Annotated in this window: 19 protein-coding genes; 6 read left to right on the top strand and 13 right to left on the bottom strand. The window is 49.8% G+C overall.

The window, feature by feature from the left end; translation table 11 throughout:
- Positions 1–118: 118 nt before the first annotated feature.
- The 6 genes from IE074_RS11660 to IE074_RS11635 form a co-directional block, all read right to left on the bottom strand.
- A complete protein-coding gene (locus IE074_RS11660) occupies positions 119–3625 on the bottom strand; it encodes a UvrD-helicase domain-containing protein (RefSeq protein ID WP_189385682.1) in 3507 nt (1168 codons plus the stop codon).
- 4 nt (positions 3626–3629) lie between these two features.
- Positions 3630–6353, bottom strand: a complete 2724-nt coding sequence (locus tag IE074_RS11655; protein WP_189385636.1) for a PD-(D/E)XK nuclease family protein — start codon at positions 6351–6353, stop codon at positions 3630–3632.
- Positions 6354–6442: 89 nt separating this feature from the next.
- Positions 6443–6874, bottom strand: a complete 432-nt coding sequence (locus IE074_RS11650) for a MaoC/PaaZ C-terminal domain-containing protein (RefSeq protein WP_189385635.1) — start codon at positions 6872–6874, stop codon at positions 6443–6445.
- Positions 6871–7317 carry an FAS1-like dehydratase domain-containing protein gene (locus IE074_RS11645; protein ID WP_189385634.1) on the bottom strand — a complete coding sequence of 149 codons (447 nt, stop codon included), beginning with the start codon at positions 7315–7317 and terminating at the stop codon, positions 6871–6873. Before IE074_RS11645 ends, IE074_RS11650 begins: the two co-directional genes overlap by 4 nt.
- A 15-nt stretch (positions 7318–7332) precedes the next feature.
- Positions 7333–8583 (bottom strand): ABC transporter substrate-binding protein, encoded by a 1251-nt coding sequence (locus IE074_RS11640; RefSeq protein WP_189385633.1) that lies wholly within the window; start codon positions 8581–8583, stop codon positions 7333–7335.
- Positions 8584–8765: 182 nt separating this feature from the next.
- A complete protein-coding gene (locus IE074_RS11635; protein WP_189385632.1) occupies positions 8766–10403 on the bottom strand; it encodes an acyl-CoA synthetase in 1638 nt (545 codons plus the stop codon).
- Positions 10404–10659: 256 nt separating this feature from the next.
- Here IE074_RS11635 and IE074_RS11630 point away from each other — a divergent pair, with 256 nt between their 5' ends.
- Entirely contained in the window at positions 10660–11181 is a 522-nt protein-coding gene (locus tag IE074_RS11630) for a hypothetical protein (protein ID WP_189385631.1), read from the top strand.
- 126 nt (positions 11182–11307) lie between these two features.
- Here the strand turns inward: IE074_RS11630 and IE074_RS11625 are convergent, their stop codons facing one another.
- A complete protein-coding gene (locus IE074_RS11625) occupies positions 11308–11784 on the bottom strand; it encodes a carboxymuconolactone decarboxylase family protein (protein ID WP_189385630.1) in 477 nt (158 codons plus the stop codon).
- A 131-nt stretch (positions 11785–11915) separates the two neighbouring features.
- On the opposite strand from IE074_RS11625, the gene IE074_RS11620 reads away from it, so the two are divergent.
- The 5 genes from IE074_RS11620 (at position 11916) to IE074_RS11600 (ending at position 15197) form a co-directional block, all read left to right on the top strand.
- Complete coding sequence (locus IE074_RS11620) at positions 11916–12164, top strand: transposase (RefSeq protein WP_373297819.1); 249 nt, start codon at positions 11916–11918, stop codon at positions 12162–12164.
- Between the two features lie 7 nt (positions 12165–12171).
- A complete protein-coding gene (locus IE074_RS11615; protein WP_189385628.1) occupies positions 12172–12327 on the top strand; it encodes a hypothetical protein in 156 nt (51 codons plus the stop codon).
- Between the two features lie 328 nt (positions 12328–12655).
- Positions 12656–14212: a multicopper oxidase domain-containing protein gene (locus tag IE074_RS11610; RefSeq protein ID WP_189385627.1), complete on the top strand. Its 1557-nt coding sequence runs from the start codon at positions 12656–12658 to the stop codon at positions 14210–14212.
- 42 nt (positions 14213–14254) lie between these two features.
- Complete coding sequence (locus IE074_RS11605) at positions 14255–14728, top strand: c-type cytochrome (protein WP_189385626.1); 474 nt, start codon at positions 14255–14257, stop codon at positions 14726–14728.
- A 52-nt stretch (positions 14729–14780) separates the two neighbouring features.
- Entirely contained in the window at positions 14781–15197 is a 417-nt protein-coding gene (locus IE074_RS11600) for a DUF411 domain-containing protein (RefSeq protein ID WP_189385625.1), read from the top strand.
- A gap of 72 nt (positions 15198–15269) precedes the next feature.
- Here IE074_RS11600 and IE074_RS11595 read toward each other — a convergent pair whose 3' ends face one another.
- From IE074_RS11595 to IE074_RS15080, 6 genes are all read right to left on the bottom strand, one after another.
- On the bottom strand, positions 15270–15791 hold the full coding sequence (locus IE074_RS11595; RefSeq protein ID WP_189385624.1) for a hypothetical protein: 522 nt from the start codon (positions 15789–15791) through the stop codon (positions 15270–15272).
- Positions 15792–15966: 175 nt separating this feature from the next.
- A complete protein-coding gene (locus IE074_RS11590; RefSeq protein WP_189385623.1) occupies positions 15967–18312 on the bottom strand; it encodes a heavy metal translocating P-type ATPase in 2346 nt (781 codons plus the stop codon).
- Between the two features lie 222 nt (positions 18313–18534).
- Positions 18535–19941 (bottom strand): heavy metal sensor histidine kinase, encoded by a 1407-nt coding sequence (locus tag IE074_RS11585; protein ID WP_189385622.1) that lies wholly within the window; start codon positions 19939–19941, stop codon positions 18535–18537.
- Positions 19942–19943: 2 nt separating this feature from the next.
- Entirely contained in the window at positions 19944–20627 is a 684-nt protein-coding gene (locus IE074_RS11580; protein ID WP_189385621.1) for a heavy metal response regulator transcription factor, read from the bottom strand.
- A gap of 195 nt (positions 20628–20822) precedes the next feature.
- A complete protein-coding gene (locus IE074_RS11575) occupies positions 20823–21887 on the bottom strand; it encodes a YVTN family beta-propeller repeat protein (RefSeq protein WP_189385620.1) in 1065 nt (354 codons plus the stop codon).
- Between the two features lie 90 nt (positions 21888–21977).
- Entirely contained in the window at positions 21978–22112 is a 135-nt protein-coding gene (locus IE074_RS15080; protein ID WP_373297818.1) for a DUF2933 domain-containing protein, read from the bottom strand.
- Positions 22113–22239 lie beyond the last annotated feature (127 nt).

The following is a 22239-nucleotide window of genomic DNA, read 5'->3' as shown; positions in this document are numbered from 1 at the left end:
TGACTGGTATTATTCCCTTTTTTAAAAAAAATGTTTTGTATAAACTCATATACTAACAACTTATTACATGATTGTGATAAAGCAAATCAGGTACAAGCGTGCTTACAGGCTTACCGCCTTACAATGTCAGCCAACGGTTACCATCCAATGCATAAATAACCGCCCGGGCGGGACGGCCATCCAATGCGGTCAACCGTGCACAATAATCCTCAAGCTGTTTACGGTACGTTTGCCGCAGGCGGTTTTCAAACACCTCGTCAGACTCATGCTCATGCTTCAGTGCCGTCTTGTAATCAACCACCAGCCAGCCATCGGGTTCGGAAACCGCCACATCCACAATCAACACTTTGCCATTGGCATCCACCAGCTCCCATTCCTGACGGGCATTGGCCTGCTGCAGCAACCATTGTCCTTTTTCATTACTCAGGAAATTCAGCAATAAAGATTGCACCCGCATGGTCGCCTCGCGGGCCTGTTGGGGACGCAAGCCTTCCTGCAGTAACTGGCGCACAATTACATTTTCAGCCGATTGGATCCGCCCGGATGTCCAGCCTTGCAATTGCTCCTGCCCCATACGGGCCAGCCAGGCATGCACGACCGTACCGACATGCGCTTCATAGCGGTCTTCAAAATGCCAGACGTTGCCCTCATGAAAGCTTGAGCCTGTTGAGACCTGGGTTTTACCGGCTTGCGGGTGCAGGGCCTGCATCATGGCATCGGTAAAGCGGATTAACGGTGGTCCCACCACTTCATATTGACTGTTTTCATTGTCCTGCCCGTTATTGGCCTGCGAAACCGGCAGATAGGGCGGCTTGACCGTAAAAAAAGTATCCATTAAAGGCTGCAACCGCGAAAACAGGGTACTGGATGCCGCATTCACAAGCTCCCCGTCCTTAACCTGCAAGAGCGCCACCAAATGCAGCCGTTGACACGCCCTTGTGGCGGCCACGTATAACAGACGGTCAAGCTCATACTGGGTGCGTTTTTTCTCGCGCCCGGCCAGATAGACCGAGATCGGATCTTTTTCCTCGGATGCCCTGGGCTTGATAGGTCCCAGCAACAGGTGCCCCTCGGACTGCTCAAACCGAAGCAAGGGATCGGGGTTATTGCGTGGTACCCTATGCAGGCCATACAAAATAACTTCCTGAAACTCCAGCCCCTTGGATTTATGCATCGTCATGATAGTCACGGCATTTTGCTCATGAGAGGAAGCGGCATACAGGCGTTCAAGTTCACGATCAAGTTCGGCCGGATTCAGGCCACCATACGGCGCAATGCTGTCCAGCAGGCGCAACACCGTCTGCACATCGTCATGTTCACTTTCATGGGCATAAAAAACAAATCCGCCCAAAGCGCGCCAGATGGATTCCACATGGGCTGAAAAAGTAATGACATCATGTTCAAAGGGCCGGTCAAGCAAGGCACGGGCCACCGGTAACACACGGTTCCATTCAACGGCAGACAAATCCTGCTTCGCGGCAAATACCGGATCATTACCGGAAAACGCATTCGCCAACACCTGCGCCAGCAACTGTGGCACAGGTGTTTTCTGCTGTTCACCAAACAGGGCATCCAGGGTGTGCAGGGTCAGCCCGCACAAAGGCGAGCGCAGCAAGGAAAGCCAGGCCACACGGTCGGCCGGGTGCGACAGGGCTCGAATCAGCTGCACCAGATCAATCACCACCTGACGGTCTTTAAGCGGCTGAAAATCCACGGCCCGCACGGGAATACCTTCCAGGCTCAGCCGGTGCATCAATTCATTCAGATGGGTTCGTGCCCGCACCAGAATGGCCACAGGGTCTTTTTTACCTGCATGCGTTTGCAGTGCCGATCTGACCAGTTCAATCACCCTGTCCTGCGCCGCTGTTTCTGCCATTTTCTGGCTTATTTCAATCGGCAACGGTTCTTCATCAGCGGCGGCCGCTTGCGGCAAGGTATGGGGTTCAAGCAAATGGGCGGGAATATGGCGGCCATAATAAAACGGATGCATCAACACCGCCTCGGACTCGCCTGCCTCATTAAAAGCCACGGATGGCGTATATTTGATGGCTCCCAGGACGGGATTATCTCTTGTCGGAAATATCCGGGCAAAGGTTTGATTAACCCATTCAACCACGCCCTGGCGGGAACGGAAATTTTCCGTCAACTTCAGCACGGTCAGTGGCAAATCATTAATGCTTTCCCGGGCCACCTTCAAGAACAGGCCCACTTCAGCTTTCCTGAAACGGTAGATGGATTGCATCGGGTCACCCACCAGAAACAGGGTGCGGCCTTCGTTGGCCAGCCAGCCTGACGTCAACTTGTGAATCAGGTCAATCTGCACCTGGCTGGTATCCTGGAACTCATCGATCAGGATATGTTTGATCACGGCATCCAGCGACAGCAGCAATTCGGCCGGATCATCCACCGAACCCAAAGCCTGCCCTGCCCGCCAGGCTATTTCAATAAAATCCACTTCGCCTTCACTGGCAAAAACCTGTTCAAGCTGTTGCGCGGCCAGTTTAAGGCACTCTAACAGATTGCCAATAATATGTATTTGCTGCGGCGTCATCAAGACATCGGGCAAGTTGGTCAAATCATGCAAGGCTTGCGTCCACTCGTCCGAACCGGTCCGTTGTGACTCCAGCCAGGCTTGCATGGCATCCTTATGTGCCGTCTTGGGCGGAAAGCCTTCATTCTTGGTCAGGCGGCTGCGCAACTGCCCTTTGCCCGTCAGCAACAGGCGGGCCAGCGCTTTCCAACGACCAATGTCCGTGAAATAAGGTAACAGGGGACTTCCATCCCAATCGAGCAACGGGTAATCATCATAATGACCGGCAGCCGGGTCGGCCAGGGTGCTGGCCGCCATGCGTGCGATGGGTGCCAAAGTGTCGGCCCAGCCCATTGGCATCAGCCCGCTGACCCTGGCAATGTCTTCATCCATGGCCTGCGCCAGGGATTCCATCACCGCCTGCATGGCGCCTGCCGGGTCATTCACTACCTGCAGCCACTGATCCCTGAACCCCAGCATATCCACCAACAAGGCTTCGGCAGGCTGTAAATCCACATCCAGGTGCGCCACCAATGCCTGTACACATTCGGTGCTGTCAATCAGGGCCAGCGTTTTACGGGCCGCCTTGCCATACAGGGTCCGGGCATCTTCAGTCACCGAAGGCATGCCGCCCATTCCTGACAACCAGGGCATGGACCTCACCAGCGACGCACAAAAAGAGTCAATCGTTTTAATGCTCAGGCGTGCCGGATGCGCCAGCAAATTCCAGCCATTTTCCCGGTCGCGCTGCAAGGCTGCCCGGGCCAGCTGCCAGCTTTTTTTCTGATGCGCCGGTTCCGGCTCTTCTTGCTGCAAACCCAGGGCCAGTTTTTTCAACACCCGCGCATGCATTTCCGAGGCCGCCTTGCGGGTAAAGGTAATGGCCAGAATTTCCTCTGGCCGGTTAACCGTGCCAAGCAAGGCCAGAATCCGGTCTGTCAATAACTCTGTCTTGCCTGAGCCGGCCGGTGCCTGGATCAGGAAAGACTCGTCAGGTTTGACAGCCCGGGCACGGGCCCGATGATCACTGGGCAGGCGTTCTGCCGGCTGATTGGCCAAATTTTCCTGGACATGCAAGGACTGGTCTTCTGTCATGGTTTCACTCATCTTCACTTTCCTGCGCCAACCTTAAAAAAGGTTTTACATCACAATATTGCAAATCACTTTCCCGCCAGGCCCGGTTGATAGCCTTCCCGGCAGAAAAATCCTCTGCCAATTGCTCCATGACCCTTTGCCAGCGTTGCAGTAAATCATCCCAGGATACGGCTGGCTCCCAACTGCTGCGATCATCCAGGGCATCAACACCCAGGTCTTCATTGGCAATACCCTTGAGTTCGATCTGGCGCGCATTCAAACGGGCAAACAGCAAACCGGCCACCGGATTGCCCTTGCCCGCCCCCATGACTGCGGCATAAAAAGGCAACTGCAAATTAACGGGCACCTCTCGTGACCAATCCTGTTTGAAGGAAGGCGTACTACCCGACTTATAATCAATAATCACCTGCTGGCCATCGGCCAGGGTATCAATCCGGTCCATGCGTAATGACAGGCTAACCTGCGCATGCTGCCACTTCACATCCTGCTCCAGCTGCTGCACGGCAAACGGCTCCCGCTCAAGTTCAATCTGCAAAAAATCCATCACAATCCGGCGGGCACGGTCTTTTTCCATTTGCACCACAGCGGCATAATCATGCTTAAGCTCCTGATCGGCAGCCAATTCCACGCATTCATTCACAAAAGCTTCAAGAGAGCCGCTTTCAAATTTCCCAACCAGACGTTCCCAGTCTTGCAACATACCCCACACCAGTTCCATGACTTTATGCAGAAAAATACCTCGTACCCGCTGGCTGACCGCCTGCGGATAATCCGTCAGCTCACGTGCGCCCAAACGGTAACGGGCAAAGGCCCACAACGGGTTGCGCGCCTGGGTTTCCAGCACATCCATGCCACCGCTAACGGGGCGCTTGCCGGACAGCGCAGGCGCCTGGTGATCGGAAAAGGTCTCAAGGTCACGTTGAAGTTCAGCACCGTTTGTACCGGCACATAAGGTTTCTGCCTCGAATAATGGAATATTTTCCAATAACGGGGAAGCCCTGAGTTCTTTTTCACCCTCCATCAGGGGCCAGCTTAAACGGACTTGAGGGGCACATTGCCGCAAAGCATGAAACAGTTCATCTGCCCAGGCTTTTTCCCGCTCAGGCGTGGCACGAGGCGCGTTGACCCTGCGCAGCGCGCTGACCGGCAAAAAAGGATTGGGACTTGGGCTGGCGGGCAAGACCTCATCGGTCAGGCCAAGGATCCATACCGCATCCCAGCGGCCACCTTCCGCTTCCAGAAAGCCCAGCACATCAAGCCGGGCCAGTTTATCCCTTTGCGGCTGAAAAGCCGATTGACGTGCCAGCCTATGCAACAAGGCACAGGCACCGGTGCCGTCCAGAAGACCACCCACTTCATATAAGGCAGAAAAACGAACCAACAGTTTTTCAAAGGCCTGACACACCTGGAAATTGGCGCTACTGAGCGTTGCCGGGCCTGGAAAACCAAGACCCGCCAGACACTCGCGAATACGCTGTGCCCATTGGTCGGTACTGGCACGCATATACTTTTCCTGAAAGGGCTGACACCAGTGTTGATATATTTCCCTGAATTTCAAGGACTCATCAATATCAAACTGATCAAACATGGCCAACACAGCCGCTTCAGGAATAGTCAGATCTTCTTTCTGACGCAACTGGGCATCGTATTGTGCCATGGCGGCCAACGCTAAAGGCCTGGCTGAACAATGCCCGGCCAGCAACGCCGCCCCCAGCACCTGTACCTCGCATTGCCGGCGACTGCCAAGCTGCGCCAACAGCCTCAGCCAGGCAAATGCCGCCCGCACGGGTGCCCATTCTGTTAAAGGACGGCCAACCGCCACGTTCCAGCTTAACCCATGGCGACCCAGATTTTGCGTTAACAAACGCCTGGCCAGTGGGGCTTTGGCTTCCAGATCCGGGGCCACAATGGCATACGTACCCAGGGGATTTTCCTGCAGGGCCTGTCTGGCCCATTCAATAGCCGTTTCCCATTCTGCTGCCGTATCACCCAACGCTGTCTTGCCAACATCGCTGGCGCTGGCCGAATTTTCAGCCAGCACGGCCAGATAGGTACCATTGGCCTGGCAAGCATTTAACAATCTGCCCAAGCGTGGCGCACATTCCGTGAACCCAAGCAAAATAATCTGCTTGGGCAAATTCAGGTTTTCATGGCTCTCCAACGCCCGAATCAGGCTTTCCTGCATCAGACAATCGTCTTCAGCATCCATCTGGGACAGGCGGTGCAGGTAAGCCTTTTGCCATTGCCTGAACCGCTCGTACTCTTGCGTGCTTTCATCATCATTAACCTGGAGATGCCAGTCGGCACACAAATGATGGGCATCGGAAGCCATTTTTGCCGTTTGCTGCAAATCCAGCAAACGGCCCACCCCTTCTTCCTGCTCGATGACCGACTCCCATACCAGCTGCTCGGCAAAACGGTCCAGTGCAATGGCCGGCACATGGTTTCGCGTGCTGAATAAACGGGCATCATGCAGGGCGCGAAGCCATCGGCCCAGCGGCATAACCAAAGGCAATTCAACAATACTGGCAGAAGAGCCCATGTGCCGGACCAGCAACTGCTTCAGGCGTAATGCCTGCCGGTTGTTAACAGTAAGCACCAGTTGCTGGCGGGCATCCCCAGCGACAAGCGCATCAATGGGCTGGGCGGGCAAGGAGGAAATCGTAAACTCAGGTGAAGCGGCAGTCATAAGCCCCCATTCAAGGTAGAAAACATCATTTGGCAACATAATGATACTTGATTGAGCGTAACTTCACTGACGAATAATACGAATCACAGGCCATGCATCGGGCATTAACAAGGCTGTGTCCTGAATACTCACATAAAAGGCAATGTTACCCGCGCCTCTGCGGTTAGCCTTGGCACGCCATGCTGGTTGCAAACGCTCAAATCCATCACGACCCGCAGACCGGTTTCGGTTTGTTCCGCCTGCCTGATTATGCCGGTACATACCGGTTGCTCTGCCAACTGCATGATGCTTACAAAGCGCACCTTGATACTGTCCAGATATTCTTGCTGGACAATGCGTGAAAGACACTGCTGCATAAAGGCAAAGGTAAACATGCCATGCACAAAAACATCATCAAAACCGGCGGCCTGGGCATAATCACTGTCTATATGCAATGGGTTATGGTCGCCCGAAGCCCCGGCAAAGAGCGCCAGTGCCGCACGACTGAAGGGCTCCCCCTGCCATAGCGGCAAACGGTCACCCACTTTGCAATGTCTTAACTCAAACCCCGAATTGCTCATGATTTCCGATTTTCCACAAACACCGATATCAAATCGGCAACAGGCTTGCCATCCTGGTTTTCCACCCGCGTGTGACGGTCAAGAAAATACAGGGTGCCGTTTTTTTTAGTATAGACATCGGCCACCCGGGAAGTAAACGTTAATACATCACCGGCAAAACACTGTCCATGACAGATGAATTCCTGCGAGGCATGCAATGTTTTACCGGCATCCAGACCCACCTCGGTAAACCAGGCATAGGGGTCTTCCCTGTTCATTTCCAGACCGAACAGCAGCCCCACGGGCACCACGACCGACGGATACCCCTGCGCTTTGGCATAAACCTCATCAAAGAACAAGCGCTCGGTCTGGCCGGTGACTTTCGCATAAAACTGCACCTGGAACAGGGAAACCGGCACCTGGTGAGACCCCAAATCCTTACCGATCAACCCCGATTCAGGCATATTGACTCCTTATGTTCAACGCTTTGTTACCAAGTGGCATTTGGACTCTGACAAAGGAAGGTTGGCATCTTCAGCCGAAATAACGCCCTTGATATGGTAATAATCCCATGGTCTTTTTGATTCGCCCGGTTTTTTCACTTCCAGCAAAAGCATATCATGAGCAAACTTGCCATCCTCCCTGATCTTGCCCTTGAACAGGCCATCATCAATTTCTTTAGACTTCAAATACGCCATGACCTTGTCAGCCTCGTCAGTACCGGTTTGCTTGATGGCATCCAGATAATTGATCACTGATGAATACACCCCAGCCTGCCCCATACTTGGCATTTTGTTGGTTTTGGCATAATAGCGCTCTGACCAGTCACGGGTTTTGTCATCGCGATCCCAATAAAAACCTTCTGTGAGCATCAGCCCCTGCGCCGCATCCAGCCCCAGCGCATGAATATCATTAATGAACATGACCATGGGTAAAATGCTTTGCTTTGACTGTGTGATGCCAAATTCGGCCGCCTGCTTGACGGCGGTAATCGTGTCCTGGCCGCCATTAGCCAGGGCAATGACATCGGCATTGGACTGTTGGGCATTCAACAAATAAGAAGAAAAATCGGTTGAGTTCAGCGGGTGCTTGGAAGACCCCACAATCTTGCCATTGTTTTTTTCGATAACCTTGCCTGCGGCATCCATCATGGCACCGCCAAAGGTGTAGTTCACTGTAATAAAATACCAATTCTTCTTGCCTGAATCCAGCACATATTTGGCCGTACCATTGGACAGCGAATACGTGTCATAGACCCAATGCACGGTATTTTTGTTGCATTGCTCATTGGTCAATGGCAAGGACGCCGCCCCGGACACCAGCGCGACGCGGTTTTTGTCGGCGGCAATTTTACTGACTGCCAAGGCGATATTGGAGGTGACCAGTTCGGTAATCACATCCACCTTGTCCACATCAAACCATGAATTGGCCCTGGCCATGCCAACATCTATTTTGTTCTGGTGATCGGCACTGACAAGCTCTATGGGCGTTTTGAAATCGGGATTCGCTTTCTGGAAATCCTCAACCGCCATTTGTGCAGCGGTGACTGCCCCGGCGCCACTAAAATCAGAATAAGGGCCACTCATATCGGTCAGCACCCCTATCTTGACCAGATTGTCACTGATTTTTGCCTCCGTTGCCTGCGCTGCCGGCAATGCCGCCATAGCTAAAGACAGGCCCACACCGGCCTTTGCCACCTTACCTAAAATGCACATCCCTTCTTTTTTCATTGCCGCCTCCATTTATGTAAATATATTTACTTATAAAGACGGATTATGCCGATTTTTAAAAATTAATAAAGCAATTGCTTATAGGGACTTTCCCTTCCCTGCAAGACAAAAAGAAAAAACAAGGGCATATAAGAAATTCATATATGCCCTTGGATCATCTCATTTAATTTTTAATTAAATAATCATTTTGAAGGTGAAGCCAATAGTGCCTGTGCCTGTTTTCTTAATTCATATTTCTGGATTTTGCCGGTCGCTGTTTTTTGCAGCTCACCAAATATGATTTTTTTAGGCACTTTGAAACGGGCCAGATTTTCACGGCAATAATCCAGGATTTCGTCTTCCTGAATTTGTGCGCCCTCTTTCAGCTCGACAAAGGCAACCGGGATTTCACCCCATTTTTCATCGCTTAGCGCCACCACCGCGCAGTTGGCCACGCCGGGATATTTATACAGCACATCTTCAACTTCAATACTGGAGATGTTTTCTCCACCTGAAATAATGATGTCTTTGCTACGGTCCCTGATTTGCACATAGCCGTCTTTATGCATGACGCCCAAATCGCCCGTATGGAACCAGCCACCTTCAAAAGCTTCCTGGGTTGCATGCGGGTTTTTAAGATAACCTTTCATGACGATGTTACCCCGGAACATCAGCTCACCCATTTCTTCACCATTGGCCTTGACGTCATCCATAGTGGACGGATTTTTTACGCTTAAACCGGCCTGCAGATGATAGCGCACACCCTGGCGGGATTTGAGCCGGGCTCGTTCTTCGATGGTTAAATCTTGCCAGCTGTCGTGCTCGACACAAACCGAGGCGGGGCCGTAGACTTCGGTAAGGCCATAAACATGAGTGATATCAAAACCCATTTTTTCCATGCTGGCCAACACGGCCTCTGGGGGTGCGGCACCGGCAATTAAACCCTTGACGGTATGATCAATGCCTTTTTTCAGATCATCAGGCGCATTGGCCAGGGCAGAATGCACAACGGGCGCAGCGCAATAATGCGTGACTTTTTCATCGCGGATCAAATCAAGGCAAACCTTGGCATCAAACTTGCGCAGGCATACATTAACCCCGGCACGCGCGGCGACTGTCCAGGCAAAGCACCAGCCATTGCAGTGAAACAGCGGCAAAGTCCACATATAAACGGGGTGCTTGGCCATATCCCATTCTAAAATGTTTGACATTGCATTAAGGGCCGCTCCACGATGATGATAAACCACCCCTTTGGGGTTGCCAGTGGTGCCCGACGTATAGTTAAGGGCGATGGCATCCCATTCATCAGCGGGCATTTGCCAATTATCAAGATCTTTGGCCGAAGCCAGGAAAGACTCATAATCAAGTTCGGCAAACGGCTGGATATTTTGCGGGCCTAGGGCATCATTAACCTGGATAATAACAAGATGGGGCAATTTACGACGGATTTGAGGAATATGGGCCTCGAACTCGCTGTCTACCAGCAGCACCTCGGCCTCGCCGTGCTCGAGGCAGAAAATAAGGCTGTCTGTATCTAGCCGTACATTAAGCGAACAGAGTACGCCACCCGACATGGGCACCCCAAAATGGGCTTCTACCATGGCAGGCGTGTTATGCAGCAAGACCGCAACAGTGGAATTGCGTTCCACCCCCAACTGGCGCAGCGCAACCGCCAGCTGCTTGCAGCGACGGTTGGTTTCGGCCCAGTTTTGCCGGATTGGCCCATGCACAATTGCCAGACGATCGCCATACACACTGGCGGCACGTTGCAGGTAATCGATGGGGGTTAGTGGTGCATAATTGGCCTGGTTACGCTGAAGGCCCGTATCAAAATCAGCCATTGTGTCTCCTGTTGGCTATTTGTTAATTTATACAAGATGTTACCAGCAAGATTAACAAATAAACCCCGAATAGATCAACATATTGACGATTATTTTTACCTATTTGAACACCCAAACACCTTGACAACTGCTATTGCAACAACTTTCGCAATCGTGTTGCCCACAAAATAACGTACACGCTTGCAAACCCGCCACAATTGCCTGAAAGTTGTCTAAAATGCCAGCTTCGTTTCTTTAACTCAGGCACTACCACTTCATGAATACGGCACAAATCCAACTACTGCGAGACGCAGCCAGGCAGGCTGATACTGGCAAGCACTGGATTGCCACGGCCAAATTCCTGGACATCGCCAATCCCAAGATCATTGCCGATTTATGCGATGAAGTGCTTACCTTGCGGGCCGGGTACAACAAAACTCCCAGCATCATGCCCTCTAAAAATGCACTGGAAGAAGTTTTCCTGATGGAATGCCCCAACCCTTCCTGCGATAAAACCAAAGACGGCTATGCCATCCGCTACGCCGGGCAAACTTACGACCCCAACAAGACTGAAGCGGCCCAAGGTGTTGCCTGGACTGCACAGGAAATGGCCATTTTCAAGGCCCGCCAAGACGGCAGCATCACAGAACTGCTTAGCCGCCTGGAAAACATGGCGCACATTCCCACCTGGTACCTGACGGTGGAAGCCGGCAGAAGAAAAGGTTACGAAGGCACACTGATTTTCAAATACAGCAGGGAAGCCCCCAACCGGGCACAGCAGCTGACGTTTCTGGATTGAATGCCTGCTACTGCACATTGCTTGGTTGAATGCTGCTCGATTCCATGCTCTGAAGTGATCCACAAAAGAACGCTATGGTACTTGGCATAAAGTCCTATTCATCAAAGGTTCATCAATGGAAGGGGTTTAGAATAGTCCAGCCTTATCTAAGCCGAAAGCCTTGTCGACAGAACCTGGAATGGATTTGAATGCGATGCTGAGACGGTTCCAACCGTTGATAGACACGATCAGGAATGTCAGCGCAACAATATCATCCTCTGGGAACTGTTCGCGTACACGAAGATATATTTCGTCTGATACCCCCTCTGGTGGCAGTGTTGTAAGAGCCTCTGTCCATTCAAGCGCAGCCCGTTCCCGCTCATCAAACAACGGTGACTCGCGCCAAATAGCAACGTGATGTAGGCAAAGTTCGCGCTCACCGTTGATTTTGGCTTCTTTAACGTGCATGTCTACACAAAATGCACAACCATTTATTTGCGAAGCCCTCAAAGTTACCAGCTCTTTTATCTTTTCCAGTGAGGGTTTGCTGTTTATCGTCTGGCTGAAATTCAAATATTTTTGTGCTAATTCTGGGTTGTGTGAAAAGTAATCTAAACGTGACACTCTAGTTTCCTTGTTAAATACAACCGTAAGCTTACCCTAAAAAGGCACAAGCCAAAACCAGAGATTTCTGCCATTATCATCTTTGATGGAGGAAGTCATGAAACGATCCAAATTTACTGCAAACTCAGATTGTGGCTATTTTGAAGTTGGCTGAGCAAGTCATGAAAGTAACCGATATTTGCTGCGAACATGGCATCAGCAACGCAACTTATTATCAGTGGAAAAGCAAGTACGGTGGCTTGGAAGCGTCGGATTTAAAACGGTTGCGAGACATCGAGGCAGAAAATACCCGGCTTAAAAAATGTACGCTGAACTGGCCTTGGAAAACGCTGCAATTAAGGATTTGCTGGGAAAGCTCTAACTCCGGAGCGACGACGTGAAGCGGCCTTGGATTTGGTCCAACAGGGATCGCTGTCCATTGCCCAGGCATGTCGTCTGACACGCTGGTCTCGTCGCAGTTGGTACCGGCCTGACCCCAATCAGCAACGTCTTGAGCGGGATCAACCTATCATTGATGCGCTTGACGGTGAGCTTACGCGATGACGTCGTCATTACATTTTTGTCATATCATCCCAATCTATTATTAGTGAAGAAACTTCATACCACAGAAATAGGCATTCATCGTATTTCTTACAATCCAAACACCATCCAACACGTTTTAGCAAGGGTAAAGGCTAACGCCTTAGCTAAGACCGACTGGACGGCATTACCCCTCCAAGATGTCAACATTGTAATCACTCGCATTTTCGATGGCTGATACACTTTACCCATTGAGTTGTCATGGTTAAAAACCAGGGCCTTGCCAGTCTGTTTATGCCGTTACCATTAACCATGACACCGTAATTAATCAAGTTATTTTCAGGAGTTGAAGATGAATCGTCGTAAATTTTTTGGGTTGAGTATGTCCGCCAGTGCTGTAGCCTTGCTTGGTGGCAATAAGGTATTCGCAGTGAACCATATGCAAAACGGTCATGGTATGGCGGGACATGATATGCATGGAATGAATGTCGGCATGGGTGGAATGATGGCTGGTACTGATTTATTGCCGGTGGATGCATTGCCCGGCGGCGCACCGTTGGCACCCTTGGCCTTACTGAAGAACCAGTCCGGAAAAGATGGTTTATTCAAGGCACAATTGACAGCCAAAGAAACCCCTATAGAGTTGGTCAAGGGCAAACCTACCACTTTCATGACCTACAATGATCAAATTCCTGGCCCCCAGATTGTAGTCACAGAGGGCGATACAGTAGAAATCGAATTTAAAAACTCCCTGAAAGAACCCACCACCATTCACTGGCATGGACTGCCTGTTCCCCCTGAACAAGATGGCAATCCTCATGATCCTGTTCTGCCGGGCCAGACACATACCTATCGCTTTACCCTGCCCGAAGGCTCAGCAGGGACCTATTGGTATCATACGCATGCCCATGAACTGGCAGCAGCCCAAGCCTATAGCGGTCTTGCGGGTTCGTTTATTGTCAAGGCAAAAAATGATCCGCTAGCCCATCTTCCTGAGCAGCATTGGCTGATTTCCGATTTACGCCTGGACAATGAAGGTCAGATTCCAGGCAACGACATGTTTGACTGGATGAACGGACGAGAAGGTCAATATGCGCTTCTTAACGGTCAGCGCCAGCCGGCCATTACTATTCAGGGTACGCAACGCGTACGTATTTGGAATGCATGCAATGCAAGATATTTAAACTTGTCGATTCCTAATTGTGAATTCATTGTTGTTGGGACTGACGGTGGGTTGCTTGAAAAGCCGGCTTCTGCCGTGAGTGAATTACTGATTGTGCCCGGTGAGCGTTATGAAGTAGTGATACGTGCCATACAGAGCGGCACCTTTCCATTGAACAGTTTGCCTTTTAACCGCCAAAAAATGATGGTGGATTTCAAGCCAGAAACGCTTGTGCTCGCCAATGTGAGCATTAATGCAGTAGAACCCGACTTGCCCGGCAAGTTGCGAGCTATTGCGGACTTTGGACCGGCAACCGCACAGAAGAAAGTCACCTTCGGTGAAAAGCCAATGGACCATGCTGTAGGAATGACACCGGGTCATGAAATGAGCGATATGCCGCCCAGCACAATGTCAGACTTATTTTTTATTAATGACAAAACTTTTGATATGAACCGTATTGACCTGCGCAGCAAGGTTGGGGAGGTTGAGGAGTGGATTCTGTATAACAATTCTCATATGGATCATCCATTTCATATTCATGGCACCCAATTCTTGGTTACTGAACATGTTATTAATGGCAAAGCATCCCAGCCGGCTTATCGTGCCTTGAAAGATACGGTGAATTTGCGTCCTTATGAAACCGTGCATGTTAAAACAGTGCAAACTGACAAGGGTATACGAATGTTTCATTGCCATATTCTTGAGCATGAGTCACTCGGCATGATGGGGCAGGTCGAAGTGGTTTAAAAGACATTGGGCAAATTGCAGGTTAATTAACATCTCGAAAATATGGCAAATACAAAATTAATACTTACTTCTATTGGCGTTGCCGTGATAGGCGCTGGTGCGCTGCTGTATAACATGGTGCATGCACCAGCACCAGCATTCATTGACCCGGCCAATCAGCAACTGGTAGTACAGGGCAAAGCCATTTACACGAATCTTTGTGCATCCTGTCATGGTGAGTCGCTCCAGGGGCAGCCAGACTGGCGCCAGCGCATGTCTAATGGCAGGTTGCCTGCTCCACCCCATGACAAAACCGGACACACTTGGCACCACCCCGATGCCTTGCTGTTTGACATGGTCAAGAATGGACTGGTACCAGGTAAAACCGCGCCTCCTGGTTATGAAAGCGATATGCCCGCGTATCGTGATCAATTAAGTGATGAGGAAATTGTTGCGGTGCTCGCGTACATCAAAAGCAGTTGGCCATCCAAGGTACTGGAAATGCAAAAAGAAGTCACTTTACAACAACAAAAATAGTTTATGCGGACATATTAGTCTTAATCAATACTAAATATTCATGGGGTTTTTTATGAGAAAATGGTTGTTTTTGGCAACCCTCGCAGTAGCATCATCCACAGTCCATGCGACCGGGAACACTATTACGGTTTATCAAGATCCCAATTGTGGCTGTTGTTCTGGCTGGGTTGAACACATGCGTGATGCTGGCTTTGAAGTGAAAGCCTTCAAGTCGGGTGAGCTGGCCTCAGTCAAACAAAAACTGGGTGTTCCAATGAAGCTTGCCTCATGTCATACAGGTATCTTAGAAGAAACGGGTCAACTCGTTGAGGGCCATGTGCCGGCAAATGTGGTACAGAAACTGCTTGCCAATGCCACGGTCAAGGGAGTATCTGCCCCTGGCATGCCCCAAAATGCGCCAGGCATGGGTGCTCTGGACGGAAATCTGGTGACCGTTGACTTCAACGGCAGATTTTTTTCGAAAGATTAATTTCCTGAAAATTATTACGGCCCCATCATGATCGGTGGAGGCCGCTAAAACTCAACTGCAAACTTGCCTGTATTATTTATTTTCAGGCGTATCCATACGATCCATCATCATTTGCATCATTGACTGCATCATGTCCATGCGCTTGGTCATGAGTTCATGGTGCTGCATCATGCCCGACATCATTTGCATGCCGGGAGCAACCGCTTGCGCATTGACATTAGCGTTATTCATGCTGCCCATCATCCCCTGACCCATCATATTCATATTCTGTGTTTGACCAGATGCTTCCATCATCAGCTTCATGCCTTCTTGCATTGATGTGTGATGTTCAGCCATAAGCGCCTGACGCTCTTCAGCATTAGCATTCTGAAATTTTTGATGGAGCTGCTGCATGTTTGCCATCTGTGTATCCATCTGCTTAAGGAGCGGTGTAATATCGGCAGGCAGTGAACTTGTTGCCGCAGATGCTTGACTTGTTGTTAGCGTATCTGCAGGGTGGTGGGCATTATGCTCGTCTGGTGTCGATTGTGCTAACGCTACGCTGGCAAGAGAACTAAGGATAAGTGCAGAAAGAGTGAGAAGAAAAGTTTTCATGATGATGCTCCGTAGGAAATTTTGACCACGTTTTATTACTCTCTATTACTGTTTCTACTATAGACACTCGCGACTGTCACCAAGGTGTCTCCACTATTACATTTGTGTAATGGTGGAGATATTAAAAAGAGTGGTGTTTATTTTAACTGAATGACAGGCTATATCATTTCTTCAATTAAACCGACTTGCGTAAACGCAGGGCATTGAAGACTACCGATGCTGAACTAAGACTCATGGCCAATGCTGCAAACATGGGTGAAAGCAGCAGTCCAGTAAAAGGATACAGCACGCCCGCTGCCAGAGGCACACCCAGCGCGTTGTATATAAAGGCAAACCCCAGGTTCTGCTTCATGTTGGCAATTGTTTTTTCAGACAAGTGGCGGGCAATCGAAATACCACGCAAATCGCCTTTAACCAGTGTGACTTGAGCACTGTTCATGGCCACATCAGTGCCGGTACCCATTGCAATACCAACATCGGCTTTGGCCAGGGCCGGTGCATCGTTAATGCCGTCTCCGGCCATGGCAACGAGTCGGCCTTCAGACTGAAGCCTGCTGACAAGATCTAGCTTGTCAGCAGGCTTCACTTCACCATAGACCTCATCTATTTTCAGTTGCTGAGCAACAGCACGTGCTGTTGCAACACCATCACCCGTTGCCATGATAATGCGGATTCCAGCATCTTGCAGGTCTTTCACGGCTTCTGGCGTGTTTTTCTTAATGGGGTCGGAAACCGCCAATAAACCCATGAGCCGGCCATCTGCCGCCAGGAACATGACGCTTGCACCCTTGGCGCGCAAGGAATCGGCAGCCTCGGTCATAACAGCGGTATCCACACCCTCATGCTGCATCAAAGCGGTATTACCAAGAACGAGCCGTTTTGCGTCCACTTCACCACGAACACCAATACCGCTACTGGACTCAAATTCCTTAACCGTACTTAATGGAAGACTACGTTCATGGGCAGCCTCAACAATGGCGTGCGCCAGAGGATGTTCACTGCCTTGGTCAAGGCTGGCAGCCAGGCGCAAAACTTCATCAGCCGTTGTGCTTTCTGTAGGTATGGCTTGCTCGAACGTCGGACGACCCTCAGTCAACGTGCCTGTTTTATCAACAATTAGGGTATCAACCTTGCGGAAATTCTCGATCGCCGCTGCATCACGAAACAGCACGCCTTGAGTGGCACCTTTTCCGGTAGCAACCATGATTGACATGGGAGTGGCCAAACCTAGCGCACAAGGGCATGCAATGATCAACACAGAAACAGCGTTAATCAAACCGTACACCCAGCTCGGCTGCTGACCAATAAAGCCCCATACAAAAAATGTGACAATTGCAATAGCCACTACAGCCACGACAAAATAGCCAGCCACGATATCAGCCATGCGTTGCATGGGCGCGCGAGAACGCTGCGCTTGCGCGACGAGTTGAACAATCTGCGAAAGGACGGTTGCCGAGCCCACTTTTTCGGCGCGAATGACTAGTGCACCAGAAGTATTCATGGTGGCGCCAATCACCTTGTCACCAGGGTGTTTGCTAACCGGCAGCGGTTCACCTGTTAGCATGGATTCGTCAAGTGAGCTGCTGCCATCATCCACGGTACCATCAACCGGCACTTTTTCACCGGGACGTACACGCAGGCGATCTCCTTCATGCACATGGGAAAGCGGAACATCTTCCTCGGTGCCGTCAGCATTAATTCGCCGGGCAGTCTTGGGAGCAAGGCCTAGCAGCGATTTGATAGCAGCTGAAGTCTGCGACCGGGCCCTTAATTCAAGCATCTGGCCAAACAGGGTCAATGAAATAATGACAACCGCGGCTTCAAAATAAACGGAAACACGCCCCATTGACATGAATGATTCGGGGAAGATACCCGGTGCTATGGTTGCCACAACACTATAGATGTATGCGGCTCCCGTTCCAAGGCTGATCAGCGTCCACATATTCGGGCTGCGATTGACAACCGATTGCCAACCTCGAATAAAAAACGGTTGTCCTGCCCAAAGCACAACCGGTGTCGATAACACCAACTCGATCCATGTTTGCACACCCGGGCTGAACCAGCCCAACTGGTGACCAAACATGGCGAGCACCGTGACAATAACGGTAAGAGGCAACGTCCACCAGAACCGTCGTCTGAAATCCTTGAGTTCCGGATTGTTATCGTCATCAAGACTGGGCATTAACGGCTCAAGCGCCATGCCGCACTTGGGGCAGTTTCCTGGGTGATCTTGTCGAATCTCCGGGTGCATCGGGCAAGTATATATTGTGCCCGGCGCTGCTAGAGACTTTGTTTCTGATTCTTGCTTGGGCTTCAGGTACATTTCTGGATCATTCTCAAACCTCGTCTGGCACTTGGTACTGCAAAAATAAAAATCGTGTTCCTGATGCTTAACGTGATAGGGTGATTGTTTTTTTACGCGCATGCCGCATACTGGGTCTACAAGCAGATCTGTGGCATCAGCCAATTCAGCATGTTTGTGTTCATGACCCTGAAGTGGATTATTTTCTTTGTTCTTCATGGTGGCAAAGACCTTTAATAATGGGAGAAGAAGCTTTGGGATCGCGGTTCGGTCTCTTTACCTCTGACCAAACCGACACACTTCATGATTACATATTCTAGCTGGCACTGAATTACATTCTATTTACATCTTGATTACATTGTTGTCATCTTCGCTTAACTAACCTTTATATTACCAGCATCGTGCTCTTGAAGCATTCTTTGTAAAAGCCCAGTATCAAAATCAACATTCCGTTGCAGGCATTTTGATCTCAAACGTTGTTGCTTGGGGCGTAGAGCGTGCGCTAATTGCCCCGCCATGCGCTTCGATGATTGATTTAACGATCGCCAGTCCAAGGCCTGCCCCCTCACCACTACGATGCCTTGATGCGTCAGGCCTGTAAAACCGTTCAAATATATGCGCAAGATGCTCAGCCGGAATGCCCACCCCCGGATTCTGGATTTGAAGCCAGGCATTGTCAGCGTTCATGCCAAATTGCACAGTAATGCACCCTTCCGTGGGGCAGTGACGGATTGCATTAGATAATAGATTGCTTAATGCCCGACGAATCATTAATCTGTCTCCCAGGATACAAACTTGCTTGCCTGTCACGCCCAAGCCCACTTCACGTTCTTCGGCCCAGGCACCAAAGTAATCGAAAAGCATGTTTATCTCTTCATCTAAATCAATTTTTACGAGTTCTGGTTTAAGCAAATTATTATCGGCCTGAGCCAAAAACAGCATATCACTGACCATTTTCGCCATACGTTCATACTCTTCGAGATTTGAGTACAAAATTTCACGATACTGCTCAACACTCCGAGACTGGGAAAGCGCTACTTGCGTCTGCGTATTCAGGTTTGTAATCGGTGTACGCAACTCATGGGCAATATCACCCGAGAAATCCGATAAGCGGCGAAAAACATCTTCTAGACGCTCAAGCATGCCATTAAAAGATGTAGCCAGCTCCACCAATTCAGCCGGCACGGTCTCTGGCTTCAATCGTATATGCAACTGGTCAGATCGAATTCTTCTAATTTCGCGACTGATTCGCCGTATTGGAGCATGCCCCTGATAAACGACAAACCATGTCGCCAGGATAGCAACAAGACAAGCTAGAACAATAACTACCCTAAGATAGTTACCAAAACTTGCTAGATAATGCAGGTGAAAATTAATACCGGTAGCGACAGCAATTGTTAATGCTCCTGAACCTGGAAGACCTTCGGGTATCATTTGCAGCACGGCCCCTCGATACGTTTCCCCTTCGTACTCCCATGTAGAAACCGTGTTGATTGTTATCTCGCTTACAGGTCGCGCAATACGCTCAAACTGCTTAAAAAAGAATCCGGGCGTAGCATAAACCAGGCTGCCCGTATCGGAGGTAATACGATATTGAGCATTCTGATGACCCGACACTGCGTTAGCCAATAGCTGGTGCAGTTGATCGGTTTTTGTGCCAGGAGGGAGGGTAGAAATTGTGTGATTCAATGCTTGTACAACATCCTTGAGTTCGTCAACATCCTGCTGGATAAAGTGATCGTTGATGGATCGTTCAACAATCCATCCGAAGGCAAGCAACACGGACACGATAACGGCTCCAATTGAGACCGTGAGCCTTACTGCCAAGGAAACGGGACGATGTTTCATGGCTAATCAGGTGTATCTACATCAAGCATATAACCCATGCCACGTACCGTGTGAATAAGCTTGGGTTCATAATCGTCATCTATTTTCGCACGAAGCCGTCGAATGGCGACATCAATGACATTAGTATCGCTCTCAAAGTTCATATCCCAAACCTGAGAAGCGATCAATGAACGTGGTAGCACTTCGCCCTCTCGACGCACTAAAAGCTCAAGTAATGAAAATTCTTTGTTCGACAGGTTGATACGCGTATTTTTTCGATGTACCCTGCGTCGAGCAATGTCGAGAACAAGATCTGCTACTTGCAACTGGTCATTAAGGGTGGGAGCAGCACCTCGCCTCAGTAAAGTGCGTACGCGGGCCAAGAGTTCAGAAAAAGCAAAAGGCTTTACCAAATAATCATCGGCCCCCAGCTCTAACCCTTTGACTCGATCTTCGACACTATCCCGTGCGGTAAGAAAAAGAACCGGCGTCGGGATTTTTGCATTTCGGATTGCCTGGACGATACGCCATCCATCTACGTCAGGCAACATGACGTCAAGAATGATCAAATCATAGTCCCCTGTCAGGGACAAATGATGACCATCCAGGCCTGTACGTGCAAGGTCCACAACAAATCCCGATTCGGTGAGCCCCTGACACAAGTAATCACCAATCTTAACCTCGTCTTCAACCACCAGTAATTTCATGGTTTTATTCCTTTAAGGTATTTATAGTTATTGGCACGAAAAATGGATCTTTTTTCGGTAATAACGTTCAGGATAGTACTTTAATGCGCCGGGGCTGACACCAAGGTGACGGCTTGATTACAAAATCGTAATTTTAGAAATAGTGGTGCCTGTTAACACAAGCACCACTACCGGTTCGCCAGTCAAAAAAGATCCTTAAGGAATGGCCCTGTATGTGATTCCATTTGGATTGGGTCCAACGTCATAAGTCGCAACAACTTCTTGGGTATTAGTGTCAATTGCGCTTACCGTATCGGCTTTGTTATTGGTAACAAAGGCAAATTTTCCATCGTCGCTGACGACCACGCCATGCGCGCCCTTGCCGGTCGTAACGGATGCGATTACTTTTCGGGTGCCCGTGTCAATAACAGATACGGTATTGTCAGGGTTTTTAGCGCTTCCTTCATTGGCGACATATACTTTACTGCCATCCGGGGTAGTAAAAAGCTGGATGGGACCACGACCCACCTTGATGGTATCAATCACTTTCTGGCTGCTTGTATCAATAACCGCAACACTATCTTCATCCCGAAGCGACACATAGACCTGTTTACCGTCGGGAGTGAAAGCAACCTGTACTGGCGCTTTGCCCACAGGAATACGTGCGGATTCTTTCAGGTTCTGTGTATCAATCACTGAAACATCGTTATCAGTCACGTTTGCTACGAACAATTGCCTACCATCAGGACTTAGGCGCAAGCCATGGGGATAACCTCCGGTAGGAGTTTCTGCGACAATGGATTTTTTCTTGAGATCAACAACAGACAAGCGATCTGTGTCAGCGTTTGTTATATAAGCAAAAGTACCATCTTTACTGGTTACCACATGAGCTGGATGACTGCCGGCAGGCAATGTTGCAAGCAGCTCACCTGGCTCGACTGCGTCCAGCAATACCAACCCGCCACCTTCTTCTCCATGTGCGCTGGAGGTCCCGGAATGGGAAGAAATATTCATCATAGCCCCACCGCCATGCCCTTCATTTTTTTCTGCTACAGGGCCTACGGCCAGGATAAGCTTGCCGTCCGGTGAAATCTGGACATTGTGAGGAACCACAGGTAAATCAACCGTACGGACTTCACCTGTACTTAATGTGATTGCACTGACAGAACCGTTGTCTTCATTGGCACTATAGACAACGCCATTGGACAAAGTAACTGCGCCTGCCGTTCCGGTTACTGCAGCAAGGGAAAGAGCAATCAAACTAACGCGAAATTTCTTCATGATTGTATTCCTAAAGGAAAGCAGCCTAATTTTAATTAACAGCTGTGATTAAGACTATATTGACTGACTATTTATCAACCGGTGATGCACTTACCGTTGTCCTGATGTTTCTTTTTCCACATCTGACACAGGTATTTGTGTCGCTTTATGCTTTACAGTGTCCTGTTCATGATGGCAGGACTGCATACCTTGCATCATGAATAACATCATCAAAGGACAGATCAACGTAAGCGTTCGGCCATCTCATCTTGACAGCGGTTTTCTTTAACCTGTTTTTTTACATCGCTGTCTGCGGTTGCCAATTATGCGGCAACAGTTCAGCAATACGGCTGGCGGGCTGAGTGGGCAAGCG

This window comes from Advenella faeciporci (assembly GCF_014652395.1).
Classification (GTDB): domain Bacteria; phylum Pseudomonadota; class Gammaproteobacteria; order Burkholderiales; family Burkholderiaceae_B; genus Advenella; species Advenella faeciporci.
This window is presented reverse-complemented; position numbering and strand designations above follow the sequence as displayed.